Annotated in this window: 13 protein-coding genes; 6 read left to right on the forward strand and 7 right to left on the reverse strand. The window is 73.0% G+C overall.

Going from position 1 to position 17,562, the window contains the following annotated elements; all coding sequences use genetic code 11:
• Positions 1-124: 124 nt before the first annotated feature.
• The 4 genes from LG634_RS33100 (at position 125) to LG634_RS33115 (ending at position 5,537) form a co-directional block, all read left to right on the forward strand.
• Complete coding sequence (locus LG634_RS33100; protein ID WP_226739455.1) at positions 125-919, forward strand: DsbA family protein; 795 nt, start codon at positions 125-127, stop codon at positions 917-919.
• 108 nt (positions 920-1,027) lie between these two features.
• Positions 1,028-2,695, forward strand: a complete 1,668-nt coding sequence (locus tag LG634_RS33105) for an alkaline phosphatase D family protein (protein ID WP_226739457.1) — start codon at positions 1,028-1,030, stop codon at positions 2,693-2,695.
• A gap of 231 nt (positions 2,696-2,926) precedes the next feature.
• A complete protein-coding gene (locus LG634_RS33110) occupies positions 2,927-3,913 on the forward strand; it encodes a zinc metalloprotease (RefSeq protein WP_226739459.1) in 987 nt (328 codons plus the stop codon).
• 151 nt (positions 3,914-4,064) lie between these two features.
• Positions 4,065-5,537, forward strand: coding sequence for a serine/threonine-protein kinase (locus LG634_RS33115; protein WP_226739461.1), 1,473 nt, complete (start codon positions 4,065-4,067; stop codon positions 5,535-5,537).
• Positions 5,538-5,561: 24 nt separating this feature from the next.
• Here the strand turns inward: LG634_RS33115 and LG634_RS33120 are convergent, their stop codons facing one another.
• Complete coding sequence (locus LG634_RS33120; RefSeq protein ID WP_226739462.1) at positions 5,562-6,131, reverse strand: dienelactone hydrolase family protein; 570 nt, start codon at positions 6,129-6,131, stop codon at positions 5,562-5,564.
• A 31-nt stretch (positions 6,132-6,162) separates the two neighbouring features.
• On the opposite strand from LG634_RS33120, the gene LG634_RS33125 reads away from it, so the two are divergent.
• Positions 6,163-7,203 (forward strand): mechanosensitive ion channel family protein, encoded by a 1,041-nt coding sequence (locus LG634_RS33125; RefSeq protein WP_226739464.1) that lies wholly within the window; start codon positions 6,163-6,165, stop codon positions 7,201-7,203.
• A gap of 162 nt (positions 7,204-7,365) precedes the next feature.
• Here LG634_RS33125 and LG634_RS33130 read toward each other — a convergent pair whose 3' ends face one another.
• The 5 genes from LG634_RS33130 to LG634_RS33150 all read right to left on the reverse strand — a co-directional run bounded on the left by LG634_RS33130 (position 7,366) and on the right by LG634_RS33150 (position 12,329).
• A complete protein-coding gene (locus LG634_RS33130) occupies positions 7,366-8,955 on the reverse strand; it encodes a Na+/H+ antiporter (RefSeq protein ID WP_226739466.1) in 1,590 nt (529 codons plus the stop codon).
• A gap of 98 nt (positions 8,956-9,053) precedes the next feature.
• Entirely contained in the window at positions 9,054-9,503 is a 450-nt protein-coding gene (locus LG634_RS33135; protein ID WP_226739468.1) for a GNAT family N-acetyltransferase, read from the reverse strand.
• Positions 9,500-10,441 carry an RluA family pseudouridine synthase gene (locus LG634_RS33140; protein ID WP_226739470.1) on the reverse strand — a complete coding sequence of 314 codons (942 nt, stop codon included), beginning with the start codon at positions 10,439-10,441 and terminating at the stop codon, positions 9,500-9,502. The genes LG634_RS33135 and LG634_RS33140 overlap by 4 nt, the downstream gene beginning before the upstream one ends.
• A 40-nt stretch (positions 10,442-10,481) precedes the next feature.
• Complete coding sequence (gene lspA / locus LG634_RS33145; protein ID WP_226739472.1) at positions 10,482-11,039, reverse strand: signal peptidase II; 558 nt, start codon at positions 11,037-11,039, stop codon at positions 10,482-10,484.
• A 63-nt stretch (positions 11,040-11,102) separates the two neighbouring features.
• Positions 11,103-12,329 (reverse strand): TraR/DksA family transcriptional regulator, encoded by a 1,227-nt coding sequence (locus LG634_RS33150; RefSeq protein WP_226739474.1) that lies wholly within the window; start codon positions 12,327-12,329, stop codon positions 11,103-11,105.
• Positions 12,330-12,894: 565 nt separating this feature from the next.
• On the opposite strand from LG634_RS33150, the gene ileS reads away from it, so the two are divergent.
• On the forward strand, positions 12,895-16,041 hold the full coding sequence (ileS, locus tag LG634_RS33155) for an isoleucine--tRNA ligase (protein ID WP_226739476.1): 3,147 nt from the start codon (positions 12,895-12,897) through the stop codon (positions 16,039-16,041).
• Between the two features lie 340 nt (positions 16,042-16,381).
• Here the strand turns inward: ileS and LG634_RS33160 are convergent, their stop codons facing one another.
• Positions 16,382-17,548 carry a DivIVA domain-containing protein gene (locus LG634_RS33160; RefSeq protein WP_226739478.1) on the reverse strand — a complete coding sequence of 389 codons (1,167 nt, stop codon included), beginning with the start codon at positions 17,546-17,548 and terminating at the stop codon, positions 16,382-16,384.
• Between the last annotated feature and the right edge of the window lie 14 nt (positions 17,549-17,562).

Here is a 17,562-nt window from a genome sequence, read left to right on the forward strand (position 1 = left end):
CGTCCGCAGCCGCTTCCCCGTGCACTCCGTGGGCCGGCGGGGGCCGCCCGTGCCGGCGCCGTTCGGCGCCTGACCAGGCACGGCAGTCCCCCACCATTTTTTGCGACACCCACGGAGAACAGTCATGAGCAACCGCAACAGCAAGGCGAACAAGGACGCGGCCCGCGAGCGGATGCGCGCGGAGCGCGAGCGGCAGCAGAAGAAGGACAAGGCGCGCCGCCAGGTGATCGTGGCCGGCTCGGTCGTCGCGGCCCTCGCGCTGGCCGGCGGCATCGGCTACGCGGTCGTCCAGGGCAACAAGTCCGGCGAGTGGGACGAGGCGCCGAAGGCGCAGCTGGTCACCCCGAAGAACACCGAGGGTGAGAACGGCACCACCGTGGTCCTCGGCAAGCCGGCCGCGAAGAAGACGCTGGAGCTGTACGAGGACGCCCGCTGCCCGGTCTGCGCGACCTTCGAGCAGGTCGCGGGCGAGCAGATCAAGAAGGACGTCGACGCCGGCAAGTACAAGCTGAAGTTCATCGGCGCGACCTTCCTCGACAACGGGCTCTCCGGCACCGGCTCGAAGAACGCGCTGAGCGCGCTGGGTGCGGCCCTGAACGTGAGCCCGGACGCCTTCCTCGCGTACAAGTCGGCGCTGTACTCGAAGGAGAACCACCCGGCGGAGAACGACGACAAGTTCGCCAAGGACGACTACCTGCTGAAGGTGGCCGACCAGGTGCCCGCCCTGAAGGGCAACGCCGCGTTCAAGAAGGCAGTCGAGGACGGCACGTACAACCGCTGGGCGATCGAGATGTCGAAGCTGTTCGACAAGAGCGGGGTCACGGGCACCCCGACGCTGAAGATGGACGGCAAGAAGATCGAGATCCCGCAGACCCTCGATGCGTTCAACTCCGCGGTCGACAAGGCCCTGAAGGGCTGACATCGGGGCAATCCCGGGGGACGGGCGGGCGAACTTTCGTGGTTCGCCCGCCCGTTGTGTGTCCGAGGGCTGTCAGAGAGTCAATACCGGTCAGTAATATGATCATCCGTGACCAGTCTTCACTCCTCTTCTGCCGCAGCGCCGCGTCGCCGTACGGTCGTCAAGGCCGCAGCCGCCACCGCCGCGCTCGCTCCGCTCGCCGCACAGGCCGCCCTGGGGACGGCGACCGCCCATGCGGCCGAGGCAGGCGCTCCCGCCTTCCTCCACGGCGTCGCCTCCGGCGACCCGCTTCCCGACGGGGTCCTGCTGTGGACCCGCGTCACTCCCGTTCCGGACGCGGTGCCGGGCTCGGGCCTCGGCCCGGACACCGAGGTGAGCTGGGAGGTGGCCGAGGACAAGGGCTTCTCCCGGATCGTGAACCGGGGCACCACCGTGGCCACCGCCGCCTCCGACCACACCGTCAAGGCGGACGTCCGCGGGCTCGCACCGGCCACCGCGTACTGGTTCCGCTTCAGCGCGGGCGGCACCGTCTCGGCGGTCGGCCGCACCCGCACCACCCCGGCCCACGACGCGTCCGCCCCGGGGGTCCGGTTCGGCGTGGTGTCCTGCTCCAACTGGGAGTCGGGCCACTTCGCGGCGTACCGGCACCTGGCGGCCCGCTCCGACCTGGACGCGGTGCTGCACCTCGGCGACTACATCTACGAGTACGGCACCGGGGGTTACCCCGAGGCCAAGTACGTGGTCCGGCAGCACGAGCCGAAGCACGAGATCGTCACGCTGGCCGACTACCGCACCCGGCACGGCAAGTACAAGACGGACACCGACCTCCAGTCCCTGCACGCCGTGCACCCGGTCATCGCGATATGGGACGACCACGAGTTCGCCAACGACGCCTGGGCGGGCGGCGCGGAGAACCACACCCCGGGCGCCGAGGGCGAGTGGGCGGCCCGGGTCGCGGCCGCCAAGCAGGCCTACTTCGAGTGGATGCCGGTCCGGCCGTCCATCGCCGGCACCACCTACCGCCGGATCCGCTTCGGCAACCTCGCCGACCTGCACCTCCTCGACCTGCGCTCGTTCCGCTCGCAGCAAGCCAAGACGGGCAGCGGCACGGTCGACGACCCGTCGCGCACGCTGACCGGGCGGGCCCAGCTGGACTGGCTGAAGTCGGGGCTGTCCTCGTCGAACGCCACCTGGAAGCTGGTCGGCACGTCGGTGATGATCTCCCCGATGGCCTTCGGCTCGGTGCCGGCGCACCTCCTCGGCCCGCTGGCCGAGCTCCTGGGCCTGCCCCAGGAGGGCCTGGCCGTGAACGTCGACCAGTGGGACGGCTACACGGACGACCGCAAGGAGCTGCTGGGCCACCTGACCGGGCAGAACATCAAGAACACGGTCTTCCTCACCGGTGACATCCACATGGCCTTCGCCAACGACGTGCCGGTGACGGCGGCCACCTACCCGCTGTCCCGGTCCGCCGCCACGGAGTTCGTGGTCACGTCGGTCAGCTCCGACAACATCGACGACATCCTGCACGTGGCCCCGCGCACGGTGTCGCTGGTCGCCGAGACCGCGGTCAAGGCCGCCAACCGCCACGTGAAGTGGGTGGACATGGACTCGCACGGCTACGGCGTCCTCGACATCACCGCCGCGCAGTCGCAGATGGACTACTACGTGCTGTCCGACAAGCGCCGGGCCGACGCCACCTCGGCGTGGACCCGGTCGTACCGGACGCTGAGCGGCACGCAGAAGGTCGAGCGGGTGTACCAGCCGGTCCGCTGAGACGCGCCCGCACGCCGGAGCCCGGCCGGTCCGCCCACCGCGGACCGGCCGGGCTCCGGTGCTATCTAACGGAGCATCAAATTCTTTCGGTGATCATGCCGTCCGGAGTACGCTCCGGGTGGCTTGATCGTTCCGTGACCGAAAATCCTTGACTCTGGCCTGACATGCACACGTAAACTCCGCGCCAACGAGGAAAACCTCCGACCCCCCACTTATTCGCGAGGAGTTCACGTGCGCGCTCTCGCCCGCATATCCCCCACCCTCCGTCGCCGCGTCCTGGGCACCGCCGTGCTCGCCGGCGCCCTGGCCTTCGGTCCTCTTTCGGCCCCCACGATGGTCTCCGCCGCGCCCAAGACCGGCGCCGAGCAGTGCATCGAAGACGCCTCGGCCGCCAACGCCCGCGTCGCCCGCCCGAAGGACGGCCACGCGCACGACGAGCCCAACGCCCTGTCGGACGCGCAGGCCAAGGCCATGGACGCGGACCTGAAGGCCAAGCTCTCCAAGTACGCGAAGTCCCCGCGCAGCCTGGCCCGTGCCGAGGCCGTCACCACCATCCCGGTCTACTTCCACGTGATCCACTCCGGGACCACCGGCAAGCTTTCGGCCACCGCCGTCAGCAACCAGATGGCCGTCCTGAACTCCGCCTTCGCGGGCCAGGGCACCGGCAACGTGAACAGCAACTTCCAGTTCCAGCTGGTGTCGACGGACTACACCGACAACGCCTCCTGGTACAACCTGGCGGACGGCTCCACGGCCGAAACCCAGATGAAGACCACCCTCCGCAAGGGTGGCGCGAACGCGCTGAACATCTACACCGCCAACCTGCAGGGCGGCCTGCTCGGCTGGGCGACCTTCCCGAGCTGGTACAGCGGCGACCCGGAGATGGACGGCGTCGTCCTCCTCGACGCGTCCCTGCCGGGCGGATCCTCCGCCAACTACAACCAGGGCGACACCGCCACCCACGAGGTCGGCCACTGGATGGGCCTGTACCACACCTTCCAGGGCGGCTGCACGGGCAGCGGCGACTACGTCTCGGACACCCCGGCCGAGAAGTCCCCGGCCTCCGCGTGCCCGACCGGCCGTGACACCTGCGCCTCCAAGGCCGGCGTGGACCCGATCCACAACTTCATGGACTACACGTACGACGCGTGCATGTACCAGTTCACCGCCGGCCAGGTGAGCCGCATGCAGAGCAGCTGGACCGCCTACCGCGGCTGAACGCCTGCTGCCGCGTGAGCGGTGCGGCAACAGGAAAGGGGCACGGCCCGGCACCCGCCGGACCGTGCCCCTTCTCCGTGCCCCCCCTCCGCGCCCGGCGCACCCGGACCCGGCGGGCGGGCCGGTCCGCGCCTGCCCTAACGTGGCGGCCATGAGCACGCCGGGTGACCTGATCGACGGACGGTTCGAGCTGCTGGACCGGCTCGGCAGCGGAGCCATGGGCACCGTCTGGCGGGCCCGGGACACCACCCTCGGCCGGGAGGTGGCACTGAAGGAGGTGCGGCCCAACGCCGCGCGCGACTGCCCGGAGACCGCCCGCGTGCTGAACGAGCGGATCCTGCGCGAGGCCCGCTCGCTGGCCCGGATCAGCCACCCGCACGTCGTCACCGTGCACCAGGTCGCCACCCAGGGCCCGCACCCCTGGCTCGTGATGGAGCTCGTCCCCGGCGAAAGCCTCCAGGCGCGCCTGGCACGCGGCCCGCTCTCCCCCGCCGAGGCGGCGCGCACCGGCCGCGAGATCCTCTCCGCCCTGCGCGCCGCGCACGCCGCGGGGATCCACCACCGGGACGTGAAGCCCGCCAACGTCCTGCTCCGCCCGGACGGTTCCGCCGTCCTGACCGACTTCGGCATCGCCGCCCTCCAGGACCACGGCTCGCTCACCCTCACCGGCGAGGTCATCGGCACCCCCGAGTACCTGGCGCCGGAGCGAATCCGGGGCGAGGACCTGCCCGCCTCCGACCTCTGGTCGCTGGGCATGATGCTGTACGTGAGCGTCGAGGGCGTCAGCCCGATGCGCCGCGCGACCACCCTGGCCACCCTGGCAGCCGTACTCGACGGGCCCGTGCCGCCGCCGGTGCGGGCCGGGGCGCTCACCCCCGCCCTGGCCGCCGTGCTCGTCCACGACCCGGCCGCCCGGCCCGGCGCACCGGCGCTCGACGACCTGCTGCGGCTCGCCGCCGAAGCGCCCGCCGAGGCCGCCGGGGCCGAAGCGCCCGCCGAGGCCGACGCGGCCCCGGGCGCCGGCCCCGTACCCCCGTGGCCGGAGGCATCCGGACCGGCGGTGCCCACGCAGGGCTGGCAGGCGCTGGCCACCGTCGGGACGGCGCGGCCCACCCGGCTCGATCCGGCACCGCCGCGGACCCGGTCGCGCCTGCGCGGCCCGCTCGCCGCAGCGGCCGCGGCCGCCCTCCTCGCCGTGCTCGGCCTGGGCGGATACACCCTGTTCAAGCCGGAGGCCACCGGTCCGGACGGGGCCGGCGGGCACGCTTCGGCCACCGGCCGTCCCGGCACCGGGGGCCCCACGCCGTCCGGCACGCCGGCGCCCAGCCGCACGCCCGCGGACCTCGGCGACCGCTGGATCGCCCAGCTGCACTCCGAACCCGAGAGCTCCGGGACCGCCGCCCGGGACCGCCGGCTGGCGGCCGTCCGCGCCGAGATCCCGCAGGCCCAGGTCCTGCGCAGCGCCGACTACGCCTCGCTGGAGCCCGGCTACTGGGTGGTGTACGCGCCCGGGCCGTTCACCGACGGACGGGCCGCCCGCGCGTTCTGCGCCGACCACGGCCGCACGACGGCCGACACCTGCATCGGCCGGTGGCTCAGCCACCGGCCGTCGGACCGCCCCTGACCGCAGCCGGGCCCGGCGGGCGGCTCAGAGGGAGTCGAGGAAGCCCAGGGCGGAGCGCCAGGCCTGCTCGGAGGCCTCCGCGTCGTAGTCCGGCAGGCCGGGGTCGGTGAACAGGTGGCCGGCGCCCGGGTATCGGTGCACCTCGACGTCCGCGCCGGCCCGCTGCATCCGCAGGTACCAGGCCGTCAGCCAGTCGTGCGTCTCGAACGGGTCGGGGTCCGCGATGTGCAGCTGCACCGGCAGGTCGTCCACCGACACGTCGTCCGCGATGTCGGAGGTGCCGTGCAGGAGCAGCAGCCCGCGGGCCTTCTCGTCGGCGAACGCCAGGTGCTGGGCGAGTGAACCGCCGAACGAGAACCCGGCGTAGACCAGGCCGCGTTCCGAGTACGGCGCGGCCGCGAGCACCGCCCGCTTGAGCAGCTCGTCGCGTCCCGTCTCCTCCTGGAAGGCCATGCCCTCCTCGACGGTCTCGAAGGTGCGCCCCTCGAACAGGTCGGGCACGTGCACCTCGTGCCCGGCGGCGCGCAGCCGGTCGGCCGCCGCGTGCACCGCGGGCCGCAGCCCGTACGTCGAGTGGAAGAGCATGATGTTCATGCCCCTATCGTGCCAGGAGGAGGTGGTTCCCGTGGAAAGCCTGCTGCGCCCCCTGACCGTGCTCGGCGGCGCGCTCGTCCTCACCCTGATCGCCGGATCCCTGCTGGACCTGCTGCTGCGCCGGGCCGACGGGCGGCATCCGGAGACCCCGCTGTGGGGCCTGCTGCGGCGCTGCCGGGTGCCGTTCCAGCTGGTGCTCGGCCTCGCCCTGCTGCTCGGCTCGCACAGCCGGGCCCGGGTTCTGACGGGTCACGAACGGGCGGTGGAACGGGTCCTGACGCTGCTGCTGATCGGTGCGTCGGCCTGGCTGCTGGTCCGCATGGTCACGGCCGCCGTCGACACCGGGTACGCGCGCTACGCGGCCGGGGCGGGCGAGGACTCGGCGCGGGTCCGGCGGGTGCGGACCCAGGTCACCCTGATCCGGCGGGTGGTGACGGCGGTCGTCGGCGTGGTGGCGGTGGCCGCGATGCTGCTGACGTTCCCCGCGATGCGGGCGGTCGGCACCTCCGTGCTGGCGTCGGCGGGCATCCTCGGCATCGTCGCGGGCATCGCCGCACAGTCCACGCTCGGCAACCTGTTCGCCGGCCTCCAGATCGCGTTCGGGGACACCGTGCGGATCGGGGACACGGTGGTGGTGGACGGAGAGTGGGGCACGGTCGAGGAGATCACCCTGACCTTCCTGGTGGTGCGCACCTGGGACGAGCGGCGGATCACCATGCCGGTCTCGTACTTCACGTCGAAGCCGTACGAGAACTGGTCGCGCGGCGGGGCGGAGCTGACCGGCACGGTCTTCCTGTACCTCGACCACGGGGCGCCGGTGCCGCTGCTGCGGGACGAACTGGACTCCTACCTGCGGCGCCGCCCCGCGTGGGACGGCCGCAAGAGCGCCCTCGTCGTCACGGACGCCACCGCCACGGCGATCCAGGTCCGCGCGACGATGACGGCCAAGGACTCCGACGACCTGTGGACCCTCCGCTGCGAGGTCCGCGAGCACCTCACGTCGTGGCTCCACCTCCACCACCCCTACGCCTTCCCCCGCCTGACCACGTCCGAGGCCCCGCCCCGCCCGTAGCGACATCCAGCCCGTCCGGCGATTGAGGACCGGGGGTGCGGGGGCGGAGCCCCTGGCAGGGGGTCCCGCTCGGCAGGCCGACCCCGCCGGGCAAATTCCAGCCCCGCCGGCGTTTGAGGCGCGGGGTCCGGGGCGGAGCCCCGGATCTTGAGGCGCGCCCCGTCACGGGCGGAGGCTGCGGACGTCCAGGTGCCGCAGGACCCGGTCCACGACCTCCGGATCCGCCCCCGGCTCGCTCCGCGCCGCCAGCACCTCCCGCCGCGCCGCCGACATCATCTCCCGCTGGATCCGCTGCACGGCCCGCAGCCGCTCCACCCGCTTCCGGTACGCCTCCCGCCGCTCCTCGTCCACCATGTCCGGACTGATCCGCGCCCCCACGTCGTACGCCCGCCGCAGCAGCTGCTCCATCAGGTCCTCCGGCAGGTCCTCCGCCTCCTCGATCTCCTTCAGCCGCCGCTTCGCCGCCCGGGCCGCCCGCACCGCCAGCTCCCGCTCGTACCCGCGCTCCGCGTCGTCGTCCCCGCGCACCCCCAGCACCCGTACCACCCGCGGCAGCGTCAGACCCTGCACCACCAGCGTGCTCATGACCACCGCGAAGGCGAAGAAGACCAGCACCTCCCGGTGCGGGAACGGGTCCCCGTCCGCCGTCCGGAACGGCAGCGCGATCGCGAGGGCCACGGACGCCACCCCCCGCATCCCGGCCCACCACATCACCACGCTCTCCCGCCAGCTGAGCGGGATCTCCTCGTCGTAGTCCCGCCGCCGGTGCAGCCGTTTCGCGAGCCAGGCCGCCGGCAGCAGCCACGCCAGCCGCACCACGACGACCGTGGCGACCACGGCCGCCGCCCAGCCCAGCGTCTGCGTCCCCCGGTCGGCCACCGTGCCGAACACGTGGTGCAGTTCGAGTCCGATCAGCCCGAACGCCACCCCGGTGACGAGCGTGTCCACGACCTCCCAGAACGTGTGCCCGGCCAGCCGCCCCAGCACGTCGTCGGCGTCGGTCGCGTACTCCGCGAGGAACAGCGCCGTCGTGAGCACGGCCAGCACTCCGGAGCCGAGGAACTCCTCGGCGAGCACGTACGCGACGAACGGGACGAGCAGCGTCAGCCCGATCTCCAGGGTGGCGTCACCGAGCCGGTCCAGCAGCCGCGCAGCACACCAGCCGAGGCCCAGCCCGACGGCCACGGCTACCACCGCGGACAGCGCGAACTCGGCGAGCGCGTCGGGCCACGAGAAGGAGCCGCTGACCACGGCGGCCACGGCCACGTGGTAGAGCACGATGGCGGTGACGTCGTTGAACAGGCCTTCGCCCTCCAGGATCGACACCAGCCGCCGCGGCAGCCCGAGGCTCCCCGCGACGGCGGTGGCGGCGACCGGGTCGGGCGGTGCGACGAGGGCGCCGAGCGCGACGGCGGCGGCCAGCGGCAGCCCGGGCACCAGGGCGTGCACCACCCCGGCGACGGCAGCGGTGGTCACGAACACGAGCGCCACCGCGAGCAGCAGGATCGGCCGGGCGTTGGCGGCGAACTGCCGCCAGGAGGTGCGCTGCGCGGAGGCGTAGAGCAGCGGCGGCAGGACCAGCGGGAGGATGTACTCGGGCGGTACGTCGACGTTGGGGACGGCCGGCAGCAGGGCGAGGCCGGCTCCGCCGAGGGTCATCAGGACCGGCGCCGGCAGCCCGAGCCGGTCCCCGAGCGGCACCATGACCACCGCTCCGAGCAGCAACAGGAACAAGAGCGAGAGCTGATCCACCCGGCCACCCTGCCACGCCGGCCCGGACAACCGGCGCATGCGGGACGCACCGCCGCGGCGGCCGGGAGCGGCGCCTCAGGCCCGCGCCGGCCGCACGGTCAGACCAGGCTCCGCCGCATCGCCCGGTGCGGGATGCCCGCGTCCTCGAACTCCGGCCCGTACGCCTCGTACCCCAGCCGCTCGTAGAAGCCGAGCGCCCGGGTCTGCGCATGCAGGTCCACGGCGGTCAGCCCGAGCCGGGCGGCCTCGGTCTCGATGGCCCGGACCAGCGCCGCGCCGATGCCGAGCCCGCGGGCCGCGCGGGTGACGGCGAGCCGTCCCAGCGAGCCGGTGCCGGGGCCCTCGATGCCGGTGAGCAGCCGGCCGGTGCCGAGCGGGGTGCCGTCGGCGGACCGGGCGAGGAGGTGCACGGCCGTCGCGTCGTGGGCGTCGTACTCGATCTCCTCGGGGACCTGCTGCTCGGTGACGAAGACCACGCGGCGCACCGCGAAGCAGGCCGCCCGGTCCTCGTCGGTCCGGGCGACGGACACCCGGGGTGCGGAGGTCACTCGCTCTCCGCCCGGATGACGTCCAGCGCGTGCTGGAGGTCGGCGGGGTAGGTGCTCGCGAACTCGACCCACTGGCCGTCGGCCGGGTGCTCGAAGCCGAGGCGCACCGCGTGCAGCCACTGCCGGGTCAGGCCGAGGCGCTTGGCGATGGTCGGGTCGGCACCGTACGTGAGGTCGCCGACGCAGGGGTGCCGGTGGGCGGACATGTGCACGCGGATCTGGTGGGTGCGGCCCGTCTCCAGCTTGATGTCGAGCAGGGAGGCCGCGCGGAACGCCTCGATGAGGTCGTAGTGGGTGACCGAGGCCTTGCCGTCCTGGATCACGGCCCACTTGTAGTCGTGGTGGGGGTGCCGGCCGATGGGCGCGTCGATGGTGCCGCTCATCGGGTCCGGGTGGCCCTGGACGAGGGTGTGGTAGCGCTTGTCCACGATCCGCTCGCGGAACTGGTACTTCAGCGAGGTGTAGGCGCGCTCCGACTTGGCCACGACCATCAGGCCGGAGGTGCCCACGTCGAGGCGGTGCACGATGCCCTGGCGCTCGGCGGCGCCGGAGGTGGAGATCCGGTAGCCGGCGGCGGCCAGGCCGCCGATCACGGTGGTGCCGGTCCAGCCGGGGCTGGGGTGGGCGGCGACGCCCACCGGCTTCATGATCACGACGATGTCGTCGTCGTCGTGGACGATCTCCATGCCCTCGACGGGTTCGGCGACGATCTCGACGGGCCGCGGCGGGGCGGGCATCTCGACCTCGAGCCAGGCACCGCCGTGCACCCGCTCGGACTTCCCGACGACGCTGCCGTCGACCGACACCTTGCCGGCGGCGGCGAGCTCGGCCGCCTTGGTCCGGGAGAACCCGAACATACGGGCGATGGCGGCGTCGACGCGCTCGCCTTCGAGGCCATCGGGGACGGGCAGGGTGCGGATCTCGGGAATCGTGCTCACCCGTCGAGTATGCCGGACGCCGCCGCCGGGCCCGCCCGCGTCAGTCCTTGTGGACGGTCCCGTCGGGGTCCAGGCCCTTGAAGGAGAGCAGCACGATGAGGATGCCGCCGCACACGATCGCCGAGTCCGCGAGGTTGAAGACCGCGAAGTGGGCGGGGGCGATGAAGTCGACCACGGCACCGCGGAAGACCCCCGGGGACCGGAAGATCCGGTCCGTGAGGTTGCCCAGCGCACCGCCCAGCAGCAGGCCCAGCGCGATCGCCCAGGGCAGGCTGTAGAGGCGGCGCGCCAGCCGCACGATGACCACGATCACCGTGGCGGCGATGATCGTGAAGATGATCGTGAACGCCTCGCCGAAGCCGAAGGCGGCGCCGGGGTTGCGGACCGCCTCGAACTTCAGCAGGTCGCCGATGACCTCGATCGGTGCATGGTGCTCCAGCTTGGCGACCACGAGCATCTTGGTGCCCAGGTCCAGCAGGTACGCGAGCACGGCGACGACCAGCAGGACCGCGATCCGGCGCCGCCCCGCGGGCTGCCCGGCCTCCGGCCCGGCTGCCCCGGCCTCCGGCGTCTCGGTGATGCTCTCCGCCTCTGCCACGTGGATGTCCCTCGCCTAGGTGCTCGACCAGAACGAGAGTACGTCACGCCTCCGCGGCCGCCACTAGTGGCGGCGCTCCTGCTTCTGCTTGCACTCCACGCACAGGGTGGCGCGCGGGAAGGCCTGCATGCGGGCCTTGCCGATGGCGTTGCCGCAGCTCTCGCACAGACCGTAGGTGCCGGCGTCGAGCCGTTCCAGGGCCCGCTCGGTCTGCTCCAGCATCTCGCGGGCGTTCGAGGCGAGGGACAGCTCGTGCTCGCGTGTGATGTTCTTCGCGCCGGTGTCGGCCTGGTCGTCGCCCGCGCCGTCGCCGGAGTCCCGCATCAGCCCCGAGATGGCCTCCTCGGAGGCGTGCAGCTCGGCCCGCAGCCGCTCCGCCTCCTCGTTCAGCTCGGTGCGCGCCTCCTCGACCTCCGCCGGGGTCCACGGGTCCTCCCCGGGCCGTACGGCGAGCTCGCCGGGCGCGACGGGCTCCGCGGTCCGCTTCCTGGCCAGCCCGCTGGTGGCGGCCGTGGCCGTCTTGCGGGCCGCGGAGGTGCGGGCCGATCCGCTTGCCGTGCCGGTGCTCTTCTTGGCCGCCACTTCGGCTCCCGTCTGCTTCCGCTGCTGCCCGGCGGCCTCGGCCGCCTTCCCGTGGGTCCCGGCCACCCCGGCCGGCCCCTTCTTCGCCGCGCTCCCGGCCGGCTTCCCCGGCCCGGCCTTCGCTGCGGTCTTCGCTCCGGCCTTCGCCGCCGGCTTCCCCGCCGTTCCGCGCGCCGGTTTCGCCTCGGCCTCCGCGGGAGCCCGGTGCGGCGGCTCGGCGGTCTTGTACGCGGCGCGCGCCGCACCCTCCGGCCGGACCGGAGCCGTGTGCGCGGCCTGCGCCGCGGCCACCTCCGCCGTGGCCTTGACGTGCACTGCGCCGTCCACCGGCGCCACGGCAGCCGCCGGGGCCCCGGCGGCCTTCCCGGTGCGCCTGCGCCCGGCGGCCTTCCGGGCCGGAGCGGCCGGCTCCGGCGCAGGGGGCGGCGCCGCCGTCTTGTACGCCGCACGGGCCACGCCCGCCGGCCGGACCGGAGCCGTGTGCGCGACCTGCGCCGCGGCCACCTCCGCCGTCGCCTTGACGTGCACCGTTCCGTCCACCGGCGGGCCGGCGCCGCCGGCCGCCGGCTTCGCCGTGCTCTTGTGCGCAGCCGCCTTACGCGGTGGCTTCGCGGCCGTGGCGGTGCTCTTCTTGCCCGACACGTCCTTGGCCGTTCCGGCGGCCTTCGCAGGCGCCGGCTTCGTCTCGGCGGTCTTCTTCGCCACCATGGCCGCGGCCCCTTCACATATCGTGATATTGCACGCGCATCGTGCTGGGACGATAAATCGACTCCGGCGCCGCGGCAACGGGGCACGCACGGCCGGCGGGATATGCCTCCTTTGTTCCCGGATCACCGCCGGGTAATCCGCCCGGCCCGTGGCACCCGACGCGACCGCGGGCGCGTCGGGCCATTCGGGGGAGGCCCACCGGCCCCCGCGCGCCCCGCGGCGCGCCCCGTAAACCGGTCTGCCGACCCGCCCCCCGGCCCTTACACTGGGCCCAGCGAAAGGCATGGATGGGGACGAGTAGCGTCGGACGCAGCCAGGAGCGACCCGGGGACGGTGAGAGCCCGGGGGCGAGCGCGACGTGAAGGATCACCCCGGAGCCGCCGGAAGAAAGCCCGCACGGGGCCCGCAGGATCCCGTACGGCGAGTAGAACCGGCTCGCGCCCCAATGAGGGGGCCACCGGGCGTTCGGACGCCCCGGCGGCCAAGGAGGGTGGTACCGCGGGAGCTGCGCGCTCTCGTCCCTCCGGACGGAGACGACAGCCCGCCGGAGGAAGAGTTCAGCCTCATGACCACACCGCCGCAGTACCGCCCGGTCCCCGCTCAGGTCGACCTGCCCGCCCTGGAACACGCCGTCCTGGAGTTCTGGCAGGAGAGCAAGACCTTCGCCAAGTCCCTGGAGCAGTCCGAGGGCCGCCCGGAGTGGGTCTTCTACGAGGGCCCCCCGACCGCCAACGGCATGCCCGGCGCGCACCACATCGAGGCCCGCGTCTTCAAGGACGTCTTCCCCCGCTTCCGCACCATGCGCGGCTACCACGTGGCCCGCAAGGCCGGCTGGGACTGCCACGGCCTGCCCGTCGAGCTCGCCGTCGAGAAGGAGCTCGGCTTCAACGGCAAGCAGGACATCGAGGCGTACGGCATCGCCGAGTTCAACGCGAAGTGTCGCGAGTCGGTGACCCGCCACACCGACGCGTTCGCCGAGCTCACCACCCGCATGGGCTACTGGGTCGACCTGGACGACGCGTACCGGACCATGGACCCGGAGTACGTCGAGTCCGTCTGGTGGTCGCTGAAGGAGATCTTCGGCAAGGGCCTGCTGGTCCAGGACCACCGCGTCGCCCCCTGGTGCCCCCGCTGCGGCACCGGCCTCTCGGACCACGAGCTGGCGCAGGGCTACGAGACGGTCGTCGACCCGTCGGTGTACGTCCGCTTCCCGCTGGTCTCCGGCCCGCTGGCCGGCGAGGCCGCCCTGGTCGTGTGGACCACCACCCCGTGGACCCTGGTGTCGAACACCGCCGTGGCCGCGCACCCGGACGTCACGTACGTCGTCGCCACGAACGGCGAAGAGCAGCTGGTCGTCGCCCAGCCGCTGCTGGAGAAGGCCCTCGGCGAGGGCTGGGAGGCCACCGGCCGGACCTTCACCGGCAAGGAGATGGAGCGCTGGGCCTACCAGCGCCCGTTCGAGCTGGTGCCCTTCGACGCGCCCGCCCACTACGTGGTCAACGCCGAGTACGTCACCACCGAGGACGGCACCGGTCTGGTCCACCAGGCCCCCGCGTTCGGCGCCGACGACCTCGCGGTCTGCCGCGCGTACGGCCTGCCGGTCGTGAACCCGGTCCGCCCCGACGGCACCTTCGAGGAGGACGTGCCGCTGGTCGGCGGCGTCTTCTTCAAGAAGGCCGACGAGCGGCTCACCGCCGACCTCGACGCCCGCGGCCTGCTGTTCCGGCACATCTCGTACGAGCACAGCTACCCGCACTGCTGGCGCTGCCACACCGCGCTGCTCTACTACGCGCAGCCGTCCTGGTACATCCGCACCACCGCCGTCAAGGACGCGATGCTGCGGGAGAACGAGAAGACGAACTGGTTCCCGGACTCGGTCAAGCAGGGCCGCTTCGGCGACTGGCTCAACAACAACATCGACTGGGCGCTGTCCCGCAACCGCTACTGGGGCACCCCGCTGCCGATCTGGCGCTGCGAGGAGAACCACCTGACCTGCGTCGGCTCCCGCGCGGAGCTGTCGGAGCTGTCCGGGCAGGACCAGACGGCCCTGGACCCGCACCGCCCGTTCATCGACGACGTGACCTTCACCTGCACCGCCGAGGGCTGCTCGCTCGAAGCGGTGCGCGTGCCGGAGGTCATCGACGCCTGGTACGACTCGGGCTCGATGCCGTTCGCGCAGTACGGCTACCCGTACAAGAACAAGGAACTGTTCGAGTCGCGGTACCCGGCGCAGTTCATCTCCGAGGCGATCGACCAGACCCGCGGCTGGTTCTACACGCTGATGGCGGTCGGCACCCTGGTGTTCGACAAGTCCTCGTACGAGAACGTGGTCTGCCTGGGCCACATCCTCGCCGAGGACGGCCGCAAGATGTCCAAGCACCTGGGCAACATCCTGCAGCCGATCCCGCTCATGGACCAGCACGGCGCGGACGCGGTGCGCTGGTTCATGGCGGCCGGCGGATCCCCGTGGGCGGCCCGCCGGGTCGGCCACGGCACGATCCAGGAGGTCGTCCGCAAGACCCTGCTGACGTACTGGAACACGGTGGCCTTCCAGGCCCTGTACGCCCGTACCTCGGGCTGGGCCCCGTCGGCCGCCGACCCGGCGCCGGCGGACCGCACGGTCCTCGACCGCTGGCTGCTCTCCGAGCTGCACGCGCTGGTCGGCCAGGTGACCGAGGCGATGGAGGCGTACGACACGCAGCGCGCCGGCAAGCTGCTGTCGGCGTTCGTCGACGACCTGTCGAACTGGTACGTGCGCCGCTCGCGGCGCCGGTTCTGGCAGGGCGACAAGGCGGCGCTGCGGACGCTGCACGACGTGGTGGAGACCGTGACCCGGCTGATGGCGCCGCTGACGCCGTTCATCACCGAGCGGGTCTGGCAGGACATGGTCGTCCCCGTGACTCCGGAGGCGCCGGAGTCGGTGCATCTGTCGACCTGGCCGGAGGCCGATGCGGCGTCCGTCGACCCGGTGCTGTCGCAGCAGATGGCGCTGGTACGGCGGCTGGTCGAGCTGGGCCGGGCGACGCGTGCGGAGTCCGGGGTCAAGACCCGGCAGCCGCTGTCGCGGGCGCTGGTCGCCGCGGCGGGCTTCGAGGCGCTCTCGCCCGAGCTGCACGCGCAGATCACGGAGGAGCTGAACGTGTCCTCCCTGGCCTCGCTGTCCGAGGTCGGCGGGTCGCTGGTGGACACCACCGCCAAGGCGAACTTCCGGGCGCTGGGCAAGCGCTTCGGCAAGGGCGTGCAGGACGTCGCCAAGGCGGTGGCCGCCGCCGATGCCGCCGCGCTGTCCCAGGCCCTGCGGGCCGGGAACGCGACCGTGACGGTCGACGGTGCGGAGGTGGCCCTCTCGCCCGAGGAGGTCATCATCACCGAGACGCCGCGCGAGGGCTGGTCCGTGGCCTCCGACTCGGGTGCGACGGTCGCCCTCGACCTGGAGATCACTCCGGAGCTGCGGCTGGCGGGCCTGGCCCGTGACGCGATCCGGCTGATCCAGGAGGCCCGCAAGAACTCCGGCCTCGACGTCGCCGACCGGATCGCCCTGCGCTGGTCCGCCACGGACGCCGAGGTCACCCGGGCCCTCACGGACCACGCGTCCCTCATCGCGGACGAGGTCCTGGCCACGGACTTCGCGGAGGGCCCCGCCGACGAGTCCTACGGCTCCCCCTTCACGGACGAGCCCCTGTCCCTGACGTTCCGCCTCCGCAAGGCGTAACCCCCGCCCAAGGTGCGGCGCCCCCTCCCCGGGGGCGCCGCTTTCTTTTTCCCCCACCCGCCCCTTCCCGCACTGGGGCTCCGCCCCGGACCCCGCGCCTCAAGCGCCGGCGAGGCTGGATTTCGCCCGCATCATCCGGCCCGGGGGCACGTCCGGGCTGGGGGCACGTCCGGGCAGGGGGCACATTCCAGCCCGTCCGGCGATTGAGGACCGGGGTCCGGGGCGGAGCCCCGATGTCTTGGCCCGGCACGGCAAAAGAGCCGGGCCCCGGCCCCCCGGGAAGGGGGTCGGGGCCCGGCCCTGACTGCTGCCGACGGCTACGCGCTCAGCGCGCGGCCCGTCAGTTGTCGTCCTCGTCGATCAGGAACCCGCGCATCGGCGACGGCGCCTGCTGCATCGGCTGCGGTGCGGCCGGCCGCACCGGAGCCATCGGCTGGGTCATCGCAGGAGACATCTGCTGCTGCCCACCGTAGGACGGCGCGCCACCCATCGGCGACGGCGCTCCCATCGGGGCCGGCCCGCCCATGCCCATGGATCCGGCCGGAGCCATGGAGGGCGCCGGCGACGGCGGCAGCGACGCGGTCGCGGGCGTCCGCGGCGGCGCCAGCGAGTCGTCCGCCTGCGTCTCCAGCTGGCGCAGCTGCGACTCCAGGTAGGACTTCAGACGCGTACGGTACTCGCGCTCGAAGCCCCGCAGGTCCTCGACCTTGCGCTCCAGCGTGGCCCGTGCGGACTCCAGGGAGCCCATCGCGACGCGGTGCTTCTCCTGCGCGTCCCGCTCCAGCGCGTCGGCCTTGGCGCGGGCGTCCCGCTCCAGGCCCTCGGCACGCGACCGCGCCTCGCCGACGATCTTGTTGGCCTCGGAGCGCGCCTCGGCGATCGCCTGGTCGGCGGTCTGCTGGGCGAGCGAGAGGACACGCGCGGCGCTGTCGCCGCCGGGGCCCTGACCGCCCTGCGGAAGCTGCGGCGGCTGGTGGCCCATCGGCTGCTGCATCGGAGGCTGCTGCATGGGGGGCTGCTGCATCGGCTGACCCATGGGCTGGCCCATCGGGTTCTGGCCGCCCATGGACGGCTGGCCGCCCATCGGGTGCTGCATCGGGCCGCCGCCCATGGGGCCGCCCATCGGGCCGGGACCCTGCGGACCGTGTCCACCGGGGCCGGGCGGAAGCTGCGGGGCGCCGCCCGGCAGCTGCGGCGGGCCCATCTGCGGGGGCTGCTGCTGAACCGGCGGGCCGGATATGGCGGCGGGCACCGGGGCGCCGGGGCCGGCCGGGCCGCGCTGGTCCTGCGGCTCGGGCTTGCGCATGTTCTGCTGCTGCTGGTTCTGCGCGGCGGCACGCGTGGCGGCGGCCAGCTTCGCACGCAGGTCCTCGTTCTCGCGCAGCAGACGAGTCAGTTCGGCCTCGACCTCGTCGAGGAAGGCATCGACCTCGTCCTCGTCATAGCCTTCTCGGAGGCGGACGGTCGTGAACTGCTTGTTCCGCACGTCCTCGGGGGTCAGCGGCATGTCTTCTTCACCTC

It is taken from the genome of Streptomyces bambusae, from assembly GCF_020532645.1.
Taxonomy (GTDB): domain Bacteria; phylum Actinomycetota; class Actinomycetes; order Streptomycetales; family Streptomycetaceae; genus Streptomyces; species Streptomyces bambusae.

What these genes read in the sequence shown, in the direction of transcription:
- LG634_RS33160 (WP_226739478.1), bottom strand. Translation starts at nt 17,548, where the DNA reads ATGCCGCTGACCCCCGAGGACGTGCGGAACAAGCAGTTCACGACCGTC.
- LG634_RS33100 (WP_226739455.1), top strand. Translation starts at nt 125, where the DNA reads ATGAGCAACCGCAACAGCAAGGCGAACAAGGACGCGGCCCGCGAGCGG.
- LG634_RS33115 (WP_226739461.1), top strand. Translation starts at nt 4,065, where the DNA reads ATGAGCACGCCGGGTGACCTGATCGACGGACGGTTCGAGCTGCTGGAC.
- LG634_RS33150 (WP_226739474.1), bottom strand. Translation starts at nt 12,329, where the DNA reads ATGGTGGCGAAGAAGACCGCCGAGACGAAGCCGGCGCCTGCGAAGGCC.
- LG634_RS33120 (WP_226739462.1), bottom strand. Translation starts at nt 6,131, where the DNA reads ATGAACATCATGCTCTTCCACTCGACGTACGGGCTGCGGCCCGCGGTG.
- ileS (WP_226739476.1), top strand. Translation starts at nt 12,895, where the DNA reads ATGACCACACCGCCGCAGTACCGCCCGGTCCCCGCTCAGGTCGACCTG.